18 protein-coding genes and 1 tRNA gene are annotated in these 20813 nt (G+C 45.2%); 9 read left to right on the top strand and 10 right to left on the bottom strand.

Translation table 11 applies throughout. The features are described 5' to 3' along the window. Position 1: 1 nt before the first annotated feature. Both CUJ83_RS13915 and CUJ83_RS13910 read right to left on the bottom strand, forming a co-directional pair. The gene (locus CUJ83_RS13915; protein WP_230742935.1) at positions 2–238 is read right to left on the bottom strand and encodes a hypothetical protein; all 237 of its coding nucleotides are present in this window, start codon (positions 236–238) and stop codon (positions 2–4) included. Between the two features lie 197 nt (positions 239–435). After that, positions 436–1317: an SDH family Clp fold serine proteinase gene (locus CUJ83_RS13910; protein ID WP_230742934.1), complete on the bottom strand. Its 882-nt coding sequence runs from the start codon at positions 1315–1317 to the stop codon at positions 436–438. Positions 1318–1462: 145 nt separating this feature from the next. Between CUJ83_RS13910 and CUJ83_RS13905 the strand changes: the two genes are divergently transcribed. After that, the gene (locus CUJ83_RS13905; RefSeq protein WP_230742933.1) at positions 1463–1624 is read left to right on the top strand and encodes a hypothetical protein; all 162 of its coding nucleotides are present in this window, start codon (positions 1463–1465) and stop codon (positions 1622–1624) included. 661 nt (positions 1625–2285) lie between these two features. Beyond that, positions 2286–4859, top strand: coding sequence for an OmpL47-type beta-barrel domain-containing protein (locus CUJ83_RS13900; RefSeq protein ID WP_230742932.1), 2574 nt, complete (start codon positions 2286–2288; stop codon positions 4857–4859). 134 nt (positions 4860–4993) lie between these two features. Here the strand turns inward: CUJ83_RS13900 and CUJ83_RS13895 are convergent. The 6 genes from CUJ83_RS13895 to CUJ83_RS13870 form a co-directional block, all read right to left on the bottom strand. Next, a tRNA-Val gene (locus CUJ83_RS13895) sits at positions 4994–5067 on the bottom strand. A 664-nt stretch (positions 5068–5731) separates the two neighbouring features. Then, positions 5732–5902, bottom strand: a complete 171-nt coding sequence (locus tag CUJ83_RS13890; protein WP_230742931.1) for a hypothetical protein — start codon at positions 5900–5902, stop codon at positions 5732–5734. Positions 5903–5951: 49 nt separating this feature from the next. Continuing rightward, the gene (locus CUJ83_RS13885; RefSeq protein WP_230742930.1) at positions 5952–6875 is read right to left on the bottom strand and encodes an RAD55 family ATPase; all 924 of its coding nucleotides are present in this window, start codon (positions 6873–6875) and stop codon (positions 5952–5954) included. A 7-nt stretch (positions 6876–6882) separates the two neighbouring features. Further along, a complete protein-coding gene (locus tag CUJ83_RS13880; RefSeq protein WP_230742929.1) occupies positions 6883–7425 on the bottom strand; it encodes a hypothetical protein in 543 nt (180 codons plus the stop codon). 390 nt (positions 7426–7815) lie between these two features. Further along, positions 7816–8517: a KaiC domain-containing protein gene (locus CUJ83_RS13875; protein WP_230742928.1), complete on the bottom strand. Its 702-nt coding sequence runs from the start codon at positions 8515–8517 to the stop codon at positions 7816–7818. Beyond that, complete coding sequence (locus CUJ83_RS13870; protein ID WP_230742927.1) at positions 8514–9368, bottom strand: RAD55 family ATPase; 855 nt, start codon at positions 9366–9368, stop codon at positions 8514–8516. The genes CUJ83_RS13875 and CUJ83_RS13870 overlap by 4 nt, the downstream gene beginning before the upstream one ends. A 270-nt stretch (positions 9369–9638) precedes the next feature. Here CUJ83_RS13870 and CUJ83_RS13865 point away from each other — a divergent pair, with 270 nt between their 5' ends. From CUJ83_RS13865 to CUJ83_RS13840, 6 genes are all read left to right on the top strand, one after another. Further along, positions 9639–11426 carry a type II/IV secretion system ATPase subunit gene (locus CUJ83_RS13865; protein WP_230742926.1) on the top strand — a complete coding sequence of 596 codons (1788 nt, stop codon included), beginning with the start codon at positions 9639–9641 and terminating at the stop codon, positions 11424–11426. Positions 11427–11433: 7 nt separating this feature from the next. Continuing rightward, complete coding sequence (locus CUJ83_RS13860) at positions 11434–13380, top strand: type II secretion system F family protein (protein ID WP_230742925.1); 1947 nt, start codon at positions 11434–11436, stop codon at positions 13378–13380. Between the two features lie 9 nt (positions 13381–13389). Next, positions 13390–13827 carry a type IV pilin N-terminal domain-containing protein gene (locus CUJ83_RS13855; protein ID WP_230742924.1) on the top strand — a complete coding sequence of 146 codons (438 nt, stop codon included), beginning with the start codon at positions 13390–13392 and terminating at the stop codon, positions 13825–13827. Between the two features lies 1 nt (position 13828). After that, positions 13829–15040: a DUF7289 family protein gene (locus CUJ83_RS13850; RefSeq protein WP_230742923.1), complete on the top strand. Its 1212-nt coding sequence runs from the start codon at positions 13829–13831 to the stop codon at positions 15038–15040. 190 nt (positions 15041–15230) lie between these two features. Continuing rightward, positions 15231–16295 carry an aminopeptidase gene (locus CUJ83_RS13845; RefSeq protein WP_230743017.1) on the top strand — a complete coding sequence of 355 codons (1065 nt, stop codon included), beginning with the start codon at positions 15231–15233 and terminating at the stop codon, positions 16293–16295. A gap of 198 nt (positions 16296–16493) precedes the next feature. Next, entirely contained in the window at positions 16494–17771 is a 1278-nt protein-coding gene (locus CUJ83_RS13840; RefSeq protein ID WP_230742922.1) for a glycosyltransferase, read from the top strand. 77 nt (positions 17772–17848) lie between these two features. Here the strand turns inward: CUJ83_RS13840 and CUJ83_RS13835 are convergent, their stop codons facing one another. Further along, a complete protein-coding gene (locus CUJ83_RS13835; RefSeq protein ID WP_230742921.1) occupies positions 17849–19306 on the bottom strand; it encodes an RAD55 family ATPase in 1458 nt (485 codons plus the stop codon). A 188-nt stretch (positions 19307–19494) separates the two neighbouring features. Between CUJ83_RS13835 and CUJ83_RS13830 the strand changes: the two genes are divergently transcribed. Beyond that, positions 19495–19944: an Lrp/AsnC family transcriptional regulator gene (locus CUJ83_RS13830; RefSeq protein ID WP_230742920.1), complete on the top strand. Its 450-nt coding sequence runs from the start codon at positions 19495–19497 to the stop codon at positions 19942–19944. Positions 19945–20126: 182 nt separating this feature from the next. Here the strand turns inward: CUJ83_RS13830 and CUJ83_RS13825 are convergent, their stop codons facing one another. Beyond that, positions 20127–20639 (bottom strand): Lrp/AsnC family transcriptional regulator, encoded by a 513-nt coding sequence (locus CUJ83_RS13825; protein ID WP_230742919.1) that lies wholly within the window; start codon positions 20637–20639, stop codon positions 20127–20129. Positions 20640–20813: the final 174 nt, after the last annotated feature.

Here is a 20813-nt window from a genome sequence, read left to right as displayed (position 1 = left end):
TCTATACCAGCTTTTTCTTGTAATAGTAATAGGATAGCACTAATGTCGCAAACCCGATGGAGAAGAGTATGTTCAGCAAGTCGGAAGCTTTTATGCCAGACCCTGCAATATTGATCATCAGCATTATCGCTGCCATCAATAATACGTCGGCGACGAAACCATTTCTTGCCGATAAGGTCAGCAGGTACTTTCTCCTCACTCTTTCGCTTTCTGCGTCTTTTCTTCTGTTCACATACATACGTTCACCATAAACTCATGTTATTACATGTAAAATATACTTTACTTTTTGTATATAAAACTTTACATTTTGGAAAGTATGATTTACAATTTGTCTATAGTGCTTTACATAAAGACTCATTTAAGTTATAAAAAAGGGAAGATACCTTAGAGGAAAAAGACGGTCAATGAACTGAAAAAATAATTGGTCGGTAAAAATCATTTTTGTTTTTCATCTTCCGGATGTCCGGCGGTGGGGATATATTCCACACCGGGCCTTCTGCTGCTCATCTCCATCTTATAGAAATGCATGAGGTCATATACGCTATCGGGTATGCCGATCTTTACGCAGTCGCCCATCAAAGCTTTTACATCGTCCGGGAACAGGGGATAGTCGTGTGTATATTTTCCCATTACAAGCTCGTCAACGATCTTATCCGTGTTTCCCTCGCCGCATTTACCCCGGAGCAGTTTTGTTATAAGGATTTTCATCTGGTTCTGGGCTTTTTTAGCTTCTTCCGCCAGCATGACCGTCTTATCGCCTATCCTCTCTATCGGCTTTTTCTCCATCACCTTGAGCAGCCCGGACGCAGAATAAGCGCCGTTCTTATCAGTTATCTGGGGATCGACTGGTCCGAGCACAGCATGCGGGTCCATTAATATCTCATCGGCCGCCATGGATATCAGTGTTCCGCCGCTCATGGCGAAATGGGGTACTATGACAGTCTTTTTCGCAGGGTGTTCCCTTAGTGCGAGAGCGATCTGAGTAGCTGCGAGGGCAACGCCTCCGGGAGTATGAAGGATAAGGTCGATCGGCCTGTCGTCAGGTGTGGTACGGATAGCTCTCAAAACTTCCTCGCTGTCATCGATGTCAATATACCGTGTAAGCGGTATTCCCAGGAGCGCGATCACTTCCTGCCTGTGTATGAGGGTTATCACTCTCGAGCCTCTTTCACGCGATATTTTCGATAGCATTCTTCTTCTCGCCGCGTTCGTAAGATTTCTCTGAATTATGGGTATGACAAAAAGGACGATAATAAGCAGTATCCAGATATTGTTCAGGAGAGACCAGGCTATAGCAGTAATATCCTCGATCACCATGAGATTACTTCCAGGTACTATTTTGTCTTTAAATTATAAAAGTTCATGCGGTGAAGGCCGATAAATGCTCGCTCCGTTATGATGATAAAATCATTACAATATTTTATTAACCCGCATATCTTTTGATTTGAACGGTGTTAAAAACATGTGTATAAGCTGCGGATGTAATAAACCTCACGATAAGCACGGGAACCCCGCCCACATCACTATCGACGAACTCGAGAAAGCGGCAAAGGCCGCGAACATGAGCAAGGAAGAGGCTGCGAAAAACATCGCGGAATCAGTGGGGCTCAAGTGCGGTAAGTGAATTTTGGACAAATATTACTTCTTTTTATTTGAGCTCTCTTTGCTGTCCCGGATCAAGGGCATCATGACCGGTCCATCGAATGCTAAACAGCAATTATATTGGGCATTAATATCAATGGCAGGTGTCTTTCGTATCCCGGTGAAATATTGAACTATCATGCTGTCACATCAGCTTTCTTTTATGGTTACGTTCTCGAACAATAACGCCTACTGTTACCCCCGGTCAGGCTTTGACCCCGACATCGTCACCTTCCAAAATGCCCAGTCTATTATCATCGCCCTCCCTTCCCCGGCAGGGACTTCGACGTCAGCGTCATCACAGGAAATTGATATTTATATGATCTGTTAGGGGTCCGCATGGTCGTACTTGCCTGTACCGCTTACATGTTCCTGTTCAGAAAAAAGTGATCCATGCTATACGGTAAGCTGTGAACTTTCCGCGGCAACCCTGGTATGTAAGCATATTGCCATGACATACTTTTAATTAATTATTTACATTTTTGTGATATTAAGTATAAATATTCAAACTTTCATCTATTATTGCACATGTTTGAAATCAAGTTTTAAGGTGATTATATTGATGTATGGGGATTATTTTCCAGCCTTTATTTATCGTGAATTAATTCATCCTTTTAATGCTTGCTTCAGGAGAGAATAGACATATGAGGCGTATCCTTTGCTGGTATCTACTACTCATATTAATTCTCAGTGCAGTTCAATCATCACTGGCTGCATCTCCTGGCGTAGAAGACGTACATGCAGTGCCTTCAGCCTTTAACTCATCCGGTGCAGGCACTACTATCGATTATACGCTTGATCTAGCTTATGAACATCCTGTCATGCTGGAAATTCTCGGCCCCTTTTATAATGTCGTCAGAAATATGGGGCAGGGAGTCCAGGGAAGCGGCTTTTTTAGTGTCATGTGGGATGGAAGGGATGATTCAAACACACTGGTTCCCGAGGGTAATTACACTGTACGGGTAAACGCCTCGATAGACGGCTATGAATACATGTTCAAATGGGGCTGCTATGGCAGCTCAGATGGCCAGTTTGCCCGTCCCTACGGGATTGCGATTAACGATAGCGGATATGTATATGTGACCGAGTACAGCAATAATGTGGCCGAGACAGAGAACCATAGGGTGCAGGTATTTGCTCCAGATGGAGTTTTTGTGACAAAGTGGGGCGGGTGTGGCAGTAATAATGGTCAGTTCATGTATCCTTTAGGCATTGCCATAAATGCCAGCGGGTTTGTATATGTCGTAGATTCAAAAAACTATAGAGTTCAAGTATTTGATAGTAATGGTAACTTCATTACAAACTGGGGGAGCAGAGGAAGCGGTGATGGCCAGTTCGAGTCACCTTATGGGATTGCGATAAACTCAAGCGGATTTGTATTTGTAACAGATATTTTCTATAATCGTGTACAGGTTTTTGATTCTAATGGTAATTTTGTTACGAAATGGGGAAGCTTTGGTATTACTGATGGGAAATTTCAGGCACCATGTGATATAGCAATTAATAATAGCGATTATGTTTCTGTTATTGATTCATTGAATCGAGTTCAGGTATTCGATAGTAATGGGATTTTTATGAAAAAATGGGGTACTACTGGAAGTGGAGATGGCCAATTACAAAATATGTATTGTATAGAAATCGATGAAAATGATTCAAATTTTATTACCGATTCTTTGAATCGTGTACAAATATTTGATTGTAATGGCAATTTTATCACAAAATTTGGATTACCTGGTAATGGAAATGGACAATTGGACGTACCATATAATATTGTATTAAATTCTATCAATAATGTATATGTTGCTGATACTTTTAATAGCCGAATTCAAGCTTTTTCATACTTCTCAAACATTTATAATGACACATCTATTATTGTAGATGATACCTGTCCTGTAACAACTACGACCATAAGCGGAACAAAAGGTAATAATGATTGGTATACATCCGATATTGGTATCCTGCTAAACGCATATGATAATGGATCTGGAGTCAAATCGACAGAATATGGTTTTGATGGTTTGAACTTGACTCCATATGAACCTTTCACGATCACTGATGAGGGATTATCCACTTTTTATTATGGCTCTATGGATTATGCCGGCAACATTGAGCCTGCTCGCTCACAGACAATCAAGATAGATAAAACACTTCCGGAAATAGCCGCGACACTGTTATCTCAGGCAAATGTCAACGGCTGGCATAATGAAAGCGTTGTCGTTCGGTTCACTGCTTCAGACAGCATCTCCGGAATAGATACTATTACATCTGACATATTGATCTCAACCGAAGGCTCTTCTCAGTCGGCAACCGGAACCGCCTCTGACATTGCAGGGAACACAAACTCGTTCACCGTCACGGGAATAAATATTGACCGCACGCCTCCCTCCACGATATGCATACTGAACGGGTCCTCCGGTAACAATGATCGGTATCTTTCAGACGTTCAGGTCACACTGGCCGCCTCTGATGATCTGTCGGGCATAAATATTACCGGGTATAGTCTTGATGGAATTTCCTGGATCGAATCCGGCACGTTGAATATCAGCAGCGAAGGAACGACAAGGATATTCTATCGCTCCATAGATAATGCTGGAAACGTTGAGACCTCTAATTCGATCTCGATAACTATTGACAGGACATCACCGTCGTTGTTAGAAACATATCCCGTTAATAATTCGATCGACGTTCCCGTTAATGCTATCGTCCGGCTCATGTTCAGCGAATCTATCGATCTTTCCGGCACTGGTGACTCGACGTTTTTAATTTACCCCGACACCAACAATAGTACTGCTGTGACGGGAAACCTATCATGTAGTGGCTATATGCTTGTATTTTCTCCTTATAGCGAACTGGAATATGATACGGAGTATACCGCTCATATATCCGATGAAATAAAAGACGAGACCGGCAACTGTTTAGCTCATGGCTATATCCTGAAATTCAGGACGTGTAAATCTCAGGCATCGGGGAGCGTTATGTCGTCCGCTAACGGATATTACCGATCCGAAAAACAAGACCATATTTCAACTATATCTTCTCCAGTCCCTTCAAAGGTGCCTGAGCAAATACGGGATTTTATACCGGTTTTCACTCCGATACCGCCGGTCACTCCTTCTTCTGGTTCCGGCCGGGGTATCGATCATCTCTATCCGATCGCGAGCATCGTGTTACTTATGGGGCTGGCTTTTATGGCTTATTTGCTATTCCGGAAGAAGTAATCATAGAAGATTTATGCAACCTATTTTTTTATAGCCCTCATGCACGCATTTTTCATGTGCCAAAACATAGCCAGTATTCTTAAATTACGTCAATAACGTACTCTTGTAGAAATAAAGATTTAAAAAAACTCTAGTGGGCCCGAAGGGATTCGAACCCCTGATCCCCGCCGTGTAAAGGCGATGTCATAACCAACTAGACCACAGGCCCGCTACCTTCCATTAATACATTTGATTACATTTAAAGTTTTTGGGTGAAACTTGAAATAATATCCCTTTAGCTATGATGGCTTTATGAGAAAAAGGATCACATAAACAACGAATATCATAAAAGATGATAGGGATGCGAGGGATGGGAGGTATGAAAAGAAGTTCCCTCGCATTCGGGTTGGTTTGGTATGTTCCTGTTTTTGCCACAAACCTTGCGGCTTGTGAAATATCAGAGCCGGATTATCGTTTTTGGGGATTACGCTTCTAGCAACCATGTTGGGGGTTATAACATGCTTACTTCGGCTCTGGTCGGTTGGTGATATCTTTGCTTATAGCACAACTAGCTTATGGAGGTTTCATTCCACAGGCACAATAATGTTAAAGTTATTATTATATATACTTTTCTTCTATAGGTGAATATTATGACCAACTGTTGATTATTCAAATGAAAATATTTGATATAATTTCGATAAAAACAGAATGAATGTTCCCGCCACAATAAAAAATGTTTTATGAGCCTGATGACACATGCTTAACAAGAGTTAAAAAGGGAATAAGGCCCTCTATACAAAGCCTTGATACCCGGTCAAGACAGATGCTACCGAAGAGCCAAAATCATATAATTAAAAAATATCCAGAGGAGTAAGGAGAAGGTTCTCAGGGGCTTACCTGTATTCCTTCCACTTACTGTATCTTTCTTTCAGGTTTATGCCTATGTTCTGTATCGCGCCGCATGCTTCACATACGGCGAACTTCTTTCCTTCCGTCTCGAAAAACACTATTTTGATCTTATCGCTATCGCACTTACGGCACGACATATGTTTTTGTTTCAGCATTCACTCCTCCGATCGCTGCCGCGGCGGGTCATTTTATTGCCGGACATATTTACATTGGCCCAACGGTGCCTTCCATCGTTCCCTGGGCGGAGTTTTGGTAATCCTCAATGAGCATGTCGATTATCCGTTCGGGCGCCATGTCGCCAAGGTCCGCGCGCTCCATGTATCTGACGATCGTCTTGATCTGCTCTGCGTCGCGCTTTGGCAGGCTGGCCACTCTCTCGTTGATCTGCAGCTTCATTTCCGGAGTGAGCTTCTTTATTCTCTTGGGTTCCATCTCGCTTGTGTCTATGACGATCCCTATGCCCAGCACGAACCTGTAAGGGTAAGAAAGATCGCTATGCCATGATTGCCTTGATTTTATGATATTGAGCATGCGGTTACCCATGGATCCCAGCCCGGCGAAATAAATGCGGACGATAGTGTCTGCGAGATACATCGGTATGACTGTCTCGCCTCCGGCCATGCCGCTTGCCATCTCCCCGGCGTTCCCGTGCTCCTCGATCGTGCTAAGTACTGTGCCGACTCTTTTAGTCTCCTTGAATAGCTGGGAAATAAGCATCCTCTGATCGTATTTATCCTCAAACGCCCATATCACTGGCGTCAGCGGATCTATCACGATGCGCGCGTTTGAGCCTTCCCAGTCCTCGACGAATTGGGGCAGCTCTTCCTTTATGAAATCCGCAAGGTCTTTGCCGGCCGCCTCCAGAAAAACAAGGGAGCCCTGCTCGATATACGACTCAATGTCCTCCCAGCCCATACTTTTAGCTTCGGCTAATATCTGCTCCTTAGATTCTTCCAGCGTGATGTATATGCCTTCGTTACCGGTCTCAAGCCCTTTTCTTAAAAATTGCAAAGCCATCGTCGTCTTTCCGGTACCCGAGGAACCTACAAGTATCGTTGCCGAGTGTTCGTTAAAACCCCCGTCTAGGAGGCTGTCTAATCCTAATATACCAGTCTTGAGCTTCTTCATTTTTGCTTCACCTTACTGTCCTCTGGATCAGAGCTTCTGTCATATTGTATCCGAAGTGCTTTTCGATCTCGGTTAAGAGCTCGGAGTTTAGGGTCCTGAATTCATCGCGATTCTCTCTGAGAATGATGTCCCGCTCATCCTGGTCTAACTCATCGTTATTCAGGTGGCTGTCGATAAGCTCTCCAGCCATCCTTACATCGAGCATGATCGTGATCAGGTCATAGTCTTTATCAAGTACGCATCCGACTATCCCGTTTTCAGTATGATGGAATATCACCGAGCCGTCCTTTGTCTCGAATATGGTCCGGCGTAAAGGCACGTTCCTCATGTTTATGATGGCGGGGACCACCTTTTTAACGAACTGCATGAGGCCGCCTTCTTTATGCTTTAGTGTCTCCTGGAACACCTGGGATACTGTCTCACCGTTTTTAGATATGAGGAAAGCTCCTATGACTCCTTTCTTATCGAGAATGCCTTTCAGGTCGTCCTCGACATTGTTCTTCCAGCTAGTTTGCCGCCCCCTCTTTTTTGTTTTTATCATATCTTCCATACGGAGCTCACCTCCAATACAATCGATTACTATTTTATTTTAATTATTATATTACTATAAAATAAAGTTTTCTACGCTGTAGAATTATTTTTTAATTCATTTACTACAGATTATAATTTATTACTGATATAAAAAATTGTGCTTACCCCGTATGGGGTTACTATATTTTTCAAAAGACGTATCCTGTATTATCCTTTTATAATATTATATGAGAATGGCATTTATGTCTTTTTTATAAAAATCGTGCAGTTGCTACACATTTAACAATAAAGATCTTAGTAAATATTTTTTAAGGTTTAATATGATCTTTATGATCCTATCGAAATTTGGGATGAAACTACCTCATTCCCGGGCATAAAATAATGTTACTAAAGGGGTTTTCACTTCCCTTTAGAACACTTCAGACTCTGAATGCACTACTATGCCTTCATTCGTTATGTCATAAGGCTTGATACTGCGCGAATGGTTATGGCGTCTCATCTTGACCACTTCTACCGCCAGCTTGACGTCGCGGAGCTCGTCCTGCCTTACGTATCTCAGCATTATGACGCCGTCAGCGACATACTCGACAAGCCCGTACCTGGTGGAATACGAGTCCTCGCGTGCGGCTTCCGAAGTGATCAATGCCGTCACTCCTGTCTCCTTTAGTATGGCGAATATCTCAAAAAGATTAAGCCTGCGCTCAGCCTCGTCCGAGAACATCATCTCGAACAAAGTGATAGAGTCGATGACAAGCCTCGATGCTCCGAAAGACTTTATCAGCTTCGGCATCTCGTTCTTTATCCTTGAAAGCGTTGACTTTATGTCATTCGGGTCAAGCCTTATCAGGATCAGCATGTTGTTATCGATGAATGATTGGATGTCCCAGCCGAAACCCCTGGCGGATTCCACTATCTCGTTCTCCCTCTCCTCAAGGCTCATGTATACTGTCTTCTCGCCTTTCATCAGGCCGTTCACTATGAACTGCAGGGCAAGCGTGGACTTGCCTGTACCCATTCCTCCAAAGACCACGACCATGTGCTTCTCCGGGAACCCTCCGTGAAGAAGCTCATCCAATCCGTTTACACCTGTGCTAAGTAGTTTCATCGTCATCTACCTATGATCTCTCTGATGTTCGATATCTCAAAGGCGCGGCTGGCACTTACCTTCGTTTCGAACCTTACTACGTTATCTTCTTCAAGGTATGGCATCAATCCCCTGAATTTTTTTATGTACATCGTACGCTGCAGCTGATTGATACCGGTGATGTCCCATTTAAAGACCATGACGCCGTCAACGCAATCCGAGACCTCTTCCTCTTTGCTGGCGTCGAATATGTCCGCCGTGAGGAGCGCATATATCACAGAGTTCCATTGTTTTGACATTCTCTGGATCCCTTTAAGCAGGGAGACAAGATCGCTCCATGTGAGGTTTTCGGAGCCCGCGCTCCTGAGGAGGTCCGTTAGCGAATCGATTATGACCAGGTTGTTTGGCGCATACTTTTCCAGGGTATCGATGACGGCCTTGAAGACCGTCCTGTTCGTATTGGCTGTCTTAAGGTCTGTCAGCGTTGCCATCTCATCCCTTGTCCAGGACATCGGGACCTGCGTGCGGGAAAAATATTCCCCCGACAGGTCAATGAATATGAGGTTTGACTCTACGTCAGTTACGCTAGCTACTTTTAATGCGGATATGTCCAGCAGTATGTTATCCCTGGTCCTTGTGAACGATATGTAGCATATCTTGTCCGGCAGGTTGACACCATTGCTTTTGCCATCCGTCTCCAGCGCAATACGCTCCTTTTTCATCTGAGATAACATGAGCATGGAGGTATACGCGAATTCCTGGCTGCCTGCCCCGACCTCGCCAAGCAGAAGCGTGAAAGACCCTGCGGGAAGCCCTCCTTTGATTATGGTGTCCATCGACATTATTCCTGTCGGATATTTTACTATTGATCTGCTCACGTGATCCCTCTTTTTTATGGCCTATTTTTTTACCCCTCGCTAACCTAAAATGTGTATTTCGCTTATAAATACTTTCAGAACCAAAGAAATAAACATAATATAATATTTCTTTTTACACAAATTCTATTCTGCGATTTCATATAATTAATTACAAAATAGTAAGTATCTGGCTCTGTTTTCGATTTTAAGGCTAAATATTGACTAAATAAAAAAAATAAACAAAAATTTGATAATAAAAGTTATATCCTATAAAATTATAGTTTTATCTGGATGAGCAGCGATAATTGTCCGACCAGTACTAAAGATCCCACAGGTATTATCTTAGGTATCCATAGGTCGATAAAAAGTGTCTTCAGGCGGGAAGATAAAGGCGGATCACACGAGGTAAGGGCGGAAAGCTTTTACGGGGAAAATAGTCCGGGAGAGCTCGTGCCGGAAAATGCCGGCATTGATGGATTTGTACGCTCGATAAAAGAAAAAAGCTTGACCGGTCCCATAGAACTTATACCGGGCGACGGGGATCGCATAGCTCCGCCTTCAGGGAGCGATATCTCCGGGGAAGGCAAGGTCGAGATAGAACGTTATAGTGTCCGCGAACCTTTCACGTTCATCAAAATAACTTATGATAACGGCTTAAAGGAATACGAGTATCATGTATGCGAGCCGGAGCTTACCGGCCTGGAGGTAGAGCTCCTCGAGAGGCTCTATGACGACCTGCGGGACATATTGATCAGGGGGGAACCGGCTCAATCTGACGTTGACCGTAATTCAATACTGCGGTCAAAATGCGATATGCTCATCTCTATATACGGCATCGACCTGCCCGGGAGGTCGAGGCAGAAAATACTCTACTACCTGGAAAGAAATTACCTGGGCTACGGGTGCATTGACGCTTTGATGCATGATGGCCAGATAGAGGATATTTCATGTAATGGCGTTAACGTGCCGATATTTCTATTTCATAAAAAATACCAGAACATAAAGACGAATATCAAGATATCGAAGGAGGACGAGCTCAACTCTCTGGTAATGAGGCTTGTGCAGCGCGGCGGCAGGCATATATCCGTGGCGAATCCCATTGCGAACGCGACACTGCCGGACGGCTCGCGTATCGAGGCTACGCTGGGGAGGGAAGTGACCACAAGGGGGAGCTCTTTCACGATACGTAAGTTCCGCCCTGACCCGTTCACGCCCGTTGACATGTTAAAGTTCAAAACAATGTCCAGCGAGATGCTCTCATATTTCTGGCTTGCGATTGAAAATAATAAGAATCTTTTATTCGCAGGAGGCACGGCATCAGGAAAAACATCGTCACTGAACGCCGTATCCTTGTTCGTGCCGCAGGGTGCCAAAGTGATAACTATCGAGGATACCCGGGAACTGACGTTGTATCATAATAACTGGATCGCAGGGCTCACCCGTGACGCACCTGCCATAGGGGTTCCGGGCGAGATCAGCATGTATGAGCTTCTTAAGGCGGCACTGAGGCAGAGGCCGGAATACATAATCGTGGGAGAAGTGAGGGGAAAAGAAGCGCTTACTCTGTTCCAGGCGATGAATACCGGGCATACGACATACTCTACAATGCATGCCGGATCTATACAGGCTGTTGTCAACAGGCTTCTCAACGAGCCTATAAACGTGCCGAACATGATGCTCCAGTCGCTCAACATCGTCAGCATACAGGAATTAACATATAATGAAGGAGTCAGGGCGCGCCGGACAAAGAGCGTAGTCGAGATCACAGGGGTGGACGTGAAGACCAATAATCTTCGCATTAACGAGCTGTTCAGGTGGGATTCGGCGAATGACACCTACGAGAGGCTTGCTGAATCCTACGTCATCAATGACATCATGGCAAAGCGGGGATGGGACCGCGCCCGCATTGACCGCGAGATCAATAACAGGATAAAAGTGCTCGATCACCTGCAAAAGGAGAACATACGCGATTACAGGAGCTTTAGCATCGTAACGCACCTGTACAGCGTCATGCCGGAACAGGTGCTGGAACTGATCGACCGCGGAGAGCTGCGGGATCTGATAAGGCCAGAGGTGTAAAGCCATAATGGCTCTCTCGCAATTTTTTTCGGATAGGTTTGCATACAGGCTTTTTGGAGGGTATGCCAGGAAAAACCGCCAGAATTTCTTTGATCTCGAGATCAATCTAAGAAAGGCGAATATTAGCACACCGTCTGATATATATGCGTCAAGGCTGATCTTTCTCGGCAGCCTGGCAGCAGCGGCGGTGTCTCTGATCTGTCTCGTTTTTGCGGCAAGAAGGATACCCGATTTCTATGACGGGTTTAGCTATCTGCTTCCCGACAGCCTCAAATATTCGATCATCGGCGCGCTGGCCGGAAATTCCGTCCTTATGCTATTTATTGTGCTTGTAGCGTCCTTTGCGGTATCATTCATGATATTCTGTTATGCGCTAGCAGGATATCCTAAATACATCGCATCGGCAAGGGAGTCAGAGATAAATCTCACCCTTCCGCATGCTGTGACCTTCATGTACGCGATGAGCAAGGGCGGCATGAACCCTCTGGATGTTTTCCGTGCCCTTTGCGATCATAAGGACATCTACGGCGAGGTCGCGGTCGAGATGGAGTCCGTCGTACGCAGCGTCGAGCTTCTGGGATATGACCTGATAACCGCAATAAAGGTCGTGTCGGACAGGACACCTTCCGAGCCTTTAAAAAACTTTTTCGAAAGCATGACCAGCCTGATGGAAAGCGGAGGCGATATGACGACCTTCCTGCATTCACGCTCCGAGCAGTATCGGGTAGTCGCTTCGCAGGAACAAAAAGTGCTCACCGATATGCTAAGCATGTTCGCGGAGATATATGTGACCGCGTTCATCGCAGGCCCACTTTTCCTTATGACCATAATGGTCATAATAGGGCTCATCAGCGTTACGGACATAGGCCAGATACAATTCCTGATATACTTCCTGATCCCTGTTGGCTCCATATTATTCATATGGTTCCTGTCCGCCATGGGGCTTGGAGACGGCCGCGGCAGGATATCGATCAGAAAGAAAAAGCTCAACGAGTACGAAGATGTGAACAAGAGGGAATTGCTGCCGTCCGAGGACGTGGCTATCAGGCGCGCGCAGTTCAGGTACCGGGTCAGGAAATTTTTAGATAATCCGATATCATACATCACGAATGATCCATATAAAGTGCTTTATGTCAGCGCCCCCGCCGGCGTACTGTTCGTACTGGTGACGGGAAACGGCTATCTTGATCTTTCATACGGATCACTATCACAGCTTGACGACATGTTACTTATCGGGTTCTTTATAGCGGTGCTTCCTTTCGTCGTATTCTGGGAAGCGCGCAACAGCAGGATAAAAAAGATCGATACGGCGATACCGGAATTTTTAAAGAGGCTGGCAGGCGTCAACGAATCGGGTCTGACGCTGGCTCTGGCGATCAAGACGCTGCTGAAGTCCAATCTCGGCGTGCTTAACGTCGAGATAAGGAAGATGTGCGCGGACATAGAGTGGGGCGCGGATACGAGAGACGCGCTGATAAGGTTCGAGCGCCGGATTAACACGGCATCGATACGAAGGATGGTCACCCTTATAGTGAGGGCGAACGAGTCTACCGGCAACATCAAGGACACTCTCGAGATCGCGGCCGCCGACGCTTCAGCCAACCTGTCGCGGAAAGAGGAGAGGTTCTCCAATATGCTTGTCTACGTCTCGATAATCTACATATCCTTCTTCGTTTTCCTGTACATCATATACACGCTCGTAAGCGTATTTTTACCGATCCTTCCCGGTATCCCGGCCGACAGTTCAACACATATGGCTTCGATGGGATTTTCTTTTATGGATATTTCGGGAACAGGAATGTTGCATCTGCTATTCTATCATTCGGTCCTTATACAGGGATTATTTTCCGGGGTCATGGCAGGGATGATGGGCGAAGGGAACGTGGCCTCAGGATTAAAGCACTCCCTTCTAATGATGGCAACAGGGTATGCCGTATTCATGATATTTATTTAGGGTGTGAGCATGCGAACTAAGAGAAACAATGCTTCGATGTTAAGTTCGGAATCTGCCGTATCAGAGCTGGTAGGCGAACTTCTTATACTTTTGATAACGGTCGCGATATTTACTATCCTGATCGCCGCTACATATTCGTTTTTTTCCCGGCCGCAGTCTCATATCGTCAGCACGTCCGTGGAAATTAACGATACCTCGGTCATAGTTATGCATTCGGGAGGAGATAGCGTCCCGCTTGGCGATATAGACGTGATGATCAACGGCGCGGCTTACAATCTGTCCCGGCCGGGGTCTTTTGTCAGCCATAATGACGGGAACGTATTATGGGATATCGGCGAAGCGATGGTATTTCCATTCGATACCGGGCAAAACCTATCCGTTTTTGTATATGACAGGGCTTCACGCTCGTCCCTGGGGCATTTTATGATAAATAATGCAGGGGTATAGTATGTCAAATGTCCGTTTCAGGTCTTCAAATTCTGCAGTGTCGACGGTGATCGGCGCTATACTTGTGCTGGGACTTATCGTGTCAGTGATAGCGCTCTTCAAGGTCGTATACATACCGGAGATGAAAAAACAGGCAGAATCAGACCATATGCAAAACGTGCTGAGCGATATGATGGACCATAAGTCCCGTATCGACGCAGCCGCAGCAATAGGCAGGGGAATAGTGACGACCAACGTGGAAATGGGCGGCGGGTCCATACCGTTGATAGATCCCGGCAGCTCAAGCGGGGCGCTCGGGATAGATCCGTCCTACGGCTCGCTTATTATCACCGCGTATAACCAGAGCGGGACCAATCTGGGGACCGATCTTACGAATATGGGCAGTATCACATATTCATCTAATAATAACTACTGGCTGGACCAGAAATATCATTACGAATCCGGTATGCTGATATTATCACAGGCTGCCGGGCACAAGAAGCTGGGCGACCCCTGTATGTCGGTCAGGCGAGACCCCGGTAATTCATCCAACATAACCGTTATGATGTTTCCCATAAGGATAAACGATCAGGCATCTTCCGTAGCTTCCACGCAAAATGAGATGCTTACCAGCACTATCTTTCCTGAGAACTGCGTTCACAGGGAGGCTTATGTCAATAACGTGTCTATCAGCGTGACCTCGATATATGCCGGCGAATGGGAAAGCTATTTTGAAGAAATTTTTACCGGGGCAGGACTGGTAAAGAACGTCAATTACTCAGTGGTAAGGATTGATGATACTGTCGATGCTACCGTATATTTTGGCGGGGAGAATATCAGGCTGCATCTTTATGATACGACGACAGGGTCTCCAGGCAGCAGCACGGCTGTGACAACGTCGATCGGCCTGGTGCCGGAATTGCAGCCTTCCACAATGAAGCATAAAGATAACATCACGGTGAGCCTCATCGCCCATGTGACGAACTACGGGGATTCAACGGCGAACAACGTCTGCCCGCAGGTACGGTATGATCTGCATACGGGTAATTTCGAAGTATATCTTATATCTCCGCCATCTCCGGTGTCCGTCAACATACTCCCCGGGGAAACGCATGATTTCATATGGGTATACAATATATATGCCGGCAGCAATGGATACGCAGACTTTAACATAACTGCCTCCGGCAGCAATACCGGCTCGATCAGCCGTATTGTAAGGCTTGACTGCGTATGATGACAGGGGGATATGGGGCTGAGTGCTCGATCCCATAATTCCCCTGCTCAATCTGTCTTTATTGTCCGTTTTATTATCATTGACGTATCTATATGCTCATAAATGGTCATTACTGCCCTCTGGCATTTTCTTTTCATTCAAAAAGCTTTTAATTTTTAAACTCCTTTATAATGAAAAAAATATTTTGGAGATGTTCATTCTGACAGACCTTAATGAAGCTGCCAAGATCGCGATGAGGGATGTCGTAGGCCTCAGAGAAGGAGAAGAGGTACTTATCGTAACGAATTTTGAAGGTGAAGTGTTCCCCATCGCGAAGGCATTGTTCGAAGAGACAAAAGCACTGGGCGGAAAGCCCGTCATTGTGGTCCAGGAGATGAAGACCACCTACACGTATGCCGAGCGCATAGTGATCGAGGCAATAAAGGCAGAACCGGATATAGTCATATCGCTTTCAGCTAACAAGATGGGCAAGGACCCCTACGGGCTTAACATAGGCTACGTGGGAAGGGATGGCAAAAAGTACCAAAGCGCCTTTGACAAGCTTATGGACGGGGATAAGCGTATAAGGGGCTTCTGGTCTCCTACCACGAACGTTGACATGTTCCAGAGGTGTGTCGCAGTCGACTATGGCGCTATGCAGGACACTGCCTCACGCATTAAGAAAGTCCTTGACGAGGGCAAAGAGATCCGCGTAACATCGCCGGCAGGCACGGACGTCACCATCTCGATCGACGGGCGTAAGGCCTTCTGCGATGACGGTAATTTCAAGTCTCCGGGACTTGGAGGCAACCTTCCTGCTGGAGAGGCTTTTATATCCCCTGCTGTCGGAAGCGCCCACGGCGTCATTGTCTTTGATGGCACTATAGACCTGGTGCCAAAAGCGGTGATACCTAAGGAACCGGTCAAGGTCATATTAAAGGATGGCTATGTTGTGGACGTCATCGGCGGCGAAGAGGCCAGGGAATTGTTAAACGTTATCAAGAACGGCGAGAAAATGGCCAGAGAAAAGGGGCTGAAGGAAGAGGAGATCAACGCCCGCCACATCGGCGAGCTGGGCATCGGTATCAACTATCACGCAAGGATGACCGGCAACCTCCTCGAGGATGAGAAGGTCGGGAAGACTGTCCACTTCGCCATAGGCAGCAACTATGATAATGACGCGAACGCCCTGATACACCAGGACTGTCTTGTCATGAACCCGTCAATGTGGGTAGACGGCAAACAGGTCATGAAAGATGGCGTATTATTGTTCTGAGCGCACGTCAGGCTTTTTAGCGTAAATTTCCGGGTCGGTCCGGTTCGCTATCGGACAGCATCGACCCGCTCCTTTAATTTTTATATATTTTTTTATAATATACTATTGTAAAATAGTTATTGTTTAGGGATTTTCGTTGTTCAATCGCTTATTATTTTGACAAATCTATATATTTACCGCTTGCTAGATAATCATCTAATGGATAGTATAATATTCAATTTAATGAATTACATTTATTATATTATGCTGATAATAATTTACCTGTGCATCGCCTACTCATTCGTATTTTATACCACCTCTTTACAGCACAGAGAAAAACCATCACGGGATATTGAGGACAGCTATTATCCGGGTATTACTATCATCGCCTCCGTATTTAACGAGGCAGACATCATTGAAACTAAATTAAAGAACCTGAGCGATATCATCTATCCTTCGGACCGTCTCGAAGTCCTTATCGTCGACGGTAACTCGCCTGACGGAACCGGGGACATAGTGAGCAGGTGGATAAAGGATAATAATGCTGATAATTTCCGCCTGTTGATCCAGAGAGATAACAAAGGTAAAATTGACGCGTTGAACATAGGCCTTCGCGCCGCCAGTCATGAACTTATCATGGTGACGGACGCGGATACCGAACTCGTGCCCGGTGTGCTTAAAAGTACCGCTAAGTATTTCGCCGACCCGTGCGTGGGGGCGGTCGGTCCCTGGATACTTCCCAAAGAGCTTGACGGTTTTGTCCCGAACATGGAAATGTCATTCTGGATAACGAACAATAAGATGAGAACGCTCGAGAGCCGCATATCCTCTTCAAGCCTTGTTGCCGGGTGTTATATGTTCCGAAGGTCTTTGCAGCGCTCATACCCGGCGAACGTGGTGGCCGACGATTTCTATACCGCGCTTAACATATCCAGCCAGGGCTATGATGTCATATACCTTGCGCAGGTGATGGGGAGCGAGATAAGAACGCCTCATGACCTCCGGACGTGGATGACACATAAGCTCCGCAAGGGGATCGCTAACCTTCAGACAGTGATGATGTTCCGGGACAGGTTCTCTATCAGCAATAAAAGAAGCTTTATCTATTACAATAAAGTGATGCAGCACATACTCGCTCCGATAGCGTTTGCGTGTTTCATGATACTTCATATCTACTATGCGCTTTATTCGGTCAATGTGCTGAATTATTTTTCATATGTCTATGATATGTCATCATTATATTCATGGTACCTTTTCATGACCAACCTCCCCTATGTCATATGGGTAATACTTGCGGCAGACGTCCTGCTAGCCTTTGGGGCGGTGTACTCCAACCGCTCTGCAAAAAGAAGGATACCTCGGGGCAACGTGGATTCGAAAAAATCGAGCGTCGTACTGGTGGCAATAGCGGCGATATTTTCCCAGTTTATCCTGCTCGCGGCCATTGTAGGGCTTTTAATGTATTCCCCGTCAAGTAAATATAAGCGTATCAGCTGACCGGACATGCTGATCTTTTTAAAATATCATCAATGAACAATAGAACGCCTATCAGCCTGTGTATCCGGAGTCGTAAATCAAAACGGGAACAAAGTGATCCGGTCATCTTCCATTTTTAGCACATACGGCTCAAAGCTTATGGCACCCGGGGCTTTCTTTACCTGTAAAAGCCTGTACCCTCCGCTATTCCAGACGTCGATTATGCCGTCGGAGCGGGACTCTATGGTGTTCAGCAGCCCTCTGCCGGAAACATATGTTTCCTTGTATGTCATTAGTATCTCTTCGTTATTCCTGATGAACGCAGAAATATCCGAATAGAATTTTTTAGCGTCTTCTTTGCCGGTCGACCCGTTCAGGCTTCCTATGTCAAGATAGACGCGCCACCTGACGTCTCCCGGCCTCATGATCGATATTATCAGTTCGGAGAGCTCGGAGAATAATTTGTCCGTGACAGGTACGTTTATGACGACATTCTTGAGGTCTTTCGGCGTCCCGGATCTGCCAGGGTCTATCATGATAAAGCGCTTTTCATTTATGGCATTCATGACTTCTTCCCCGAACCTTCTTTTAAGTATATCTATAGACGTAAACTGATCTTCCTGCGGCCTTATCCATATAATGCCGTCCCCGGACCTGATAGTCTCCCTGGCCATTGTATCTAAAATCGGATCAAACGTCCTGGCGTCATCCGTATTGATGTGCCATATGTTTCCATATCTGACACCTCCGATATTCTCGTCCAGGTCCTTTATGCCGGTAAGGCCGGTATTCTCCTCCATGGCTGCCGGCTTACTCCCGGGTGTGATTATCCTGATGCCGTCGCTGGAAATGCTATAAAAATACTTGCCTGACATATGCCTTTTACCGCGAAGCTTGGCGACCTCTATAGTACGGAAATGCATGCCGGATATATTGCCGCAGCCTGATTTTGAAGATCTTAGTTCCGACCTCCCCAGGTCGATGACCGCATCCGATAGGAATCTTTCTGTTCCCGATATTCCGTAATCCTCTGAGGTCAGCAATGTCGTGCATCCCATGCGCGATACCCATGCGCTGAACAGGAGAGTTTTTTTACGCCTCTCTATCTCGTTCCCCAGAAGCATATTGATAGAGGTGATAGAGTCAATAATGAGGTGTTCGTAGCTTCTTCTGGTCACCTTTTTTTGAATGCCGTCAAAAAAATCGCCTACATATTGCTCGTCGGAGATCTGGCCCAGGGAATAGTCCTGGAACTCTACATAGCCTCTTTTTTCTTTGGGGCCATAGTAGTCCATGTTGATGCCGCCGCTGATAAGGTCCAGGTCGTAGAAGGAAAGGCTGGAGGCGAATTTGTTTATCTTGTATATGGGCTCGCAGGTGCTTACGAATAGCACACGCTCACCCTTTTTCGCCTGGTTGAACGCATATTCCAGCGCTATGACCGTCTTTCCGGCACCGGGAGGGCCGTTTATGAGCACTGTGGCGCCTTTTGGTATGCCGCCCCCGAGTAACTCGTCCATCCCTTCTATGCCGGTGTTAACCGTATCTCTACCCATTAGTAAACTTCCGGAGCATCTTGAACAATCTATACTCTTTTTAACAGGGTGATATATAATTATTACTATGATATTTTTTATAGATTAATAATGCCTGATTAAGTTAGCATCTTAGCTTTAAAAAAAGAGTATATATACTAATAACTACTTAATTATATTATTGCATATATTTTTCCAGGTGTGATGCGATGAAGATCGATAAGATGAATAAAAAGATCCTAAATATATTGCAGCGTAACGGCAGAATGACCTACAAGGAAGTCGCAAAAAAGATAGACAGGGCTCAATCGACCGTAAGGGACCGCATTGGCATCATGGAAGAAGATGGTGTGATAAAGGGCTATACTGTCGTAATCAATAAAAAGAAGGCCGGACTTGACTCCTATTCGATAATCCAGTGTAAGGTGGACCCGAGCAAGCTTGACCAGGTCACCCGAAAGCTCTTACGCATAGAGAACGTCTTACAGATCTATCACACGAGCGGCGAATATAATCTGACATTCCTCATAGCAACATGCGACTATGACGAGATGAAACGGATAATAAGCGATAAGATAGCGCCCCTGGGTATAAGCGAAATGGATACGCTTATAGTAATGGAATCTATCCGCGAGATGGCGTACACGGATATACTTTAGATATTTTCTATATGTTTTTTATTTAAATAGATCAGAACAATGATTTTATCTTTTTTATGCCCTGATAAAAAATTTTCTTTTATTGGCCGGGCTTTATTTTTTGAGTGCTTCGCGCCTCATATCCGGCCTTATATGATTCAAAACGCTCTTTAAATGCCCTGGCAAATGATCTTTCTTTACTTTTATCCACGTCTTATGTCTCCAAGATCTTTTATGGTCTCATACTTTAACGGCGTCTCAAGGATCTTCTTTGTTGTAAGGATCGTATTGGTGGTGTGTACTCCCTCTATCGTGGAGATGTCTCCTATGATCTCCCTTAAAAAGTCCACATTTTCAGTCCTCAGCTTTAGTAAAAGATCGAACGGTTCAAGCGTTTCGTGGATCTCCAGCACTTCCTGCATTGATAAAAGCTTACTAATGACCTCATCTTTTTTCTTTCCGACAAGGGCGCTACGTTCCAGTTCGATACCGATAAATGCTATGGTCTTTAAGTTTAAGATCGAGGGATCGAAAAGAATGGTGAATCTCTCTATTATTCCCCCTTCCTTAAGACGGCAAATGCGTTTATGTATCGTCGATGGAGAGACGTTTAATTCATCGCCGATACTTGCGAGAGATGTGTTACTGTCTTCGCAGAGTCTTTTAATGATGAATAAGTCTGTTTCGTCCAGGTTTCCCTTAAATTTGGTGCTCATTGAATTCACTGTCTTCCGTCGTAGTAACATAACTAATTGCTTGTTATAGCTATATAAATCTTTCTTTATTTAGTAAAATAATTATCAAATTGTAAGCAATTCTAATAAAAAATTTAGTGTGACTATATATACATATTTGAATGCGCGTTATGTTATATTTTGATAATATGCTTT

The organism is Methanooceanicella nereidis (genome assembly GCF_021023085.1).
In the GTDB taxonomy this organism is placed as follows: domain Archaea; phylum Halobacteriota; class Methanocellia; order Methanocellales; family Methanocellaceae; genus Methanooceanicella; species Methanooceanicella nereidis.
The sequence above is the reverse complement of the archived record's forward strand: the minus strand, read 5'-3'. Positions and strand labels throughout refer to the sequence as shown.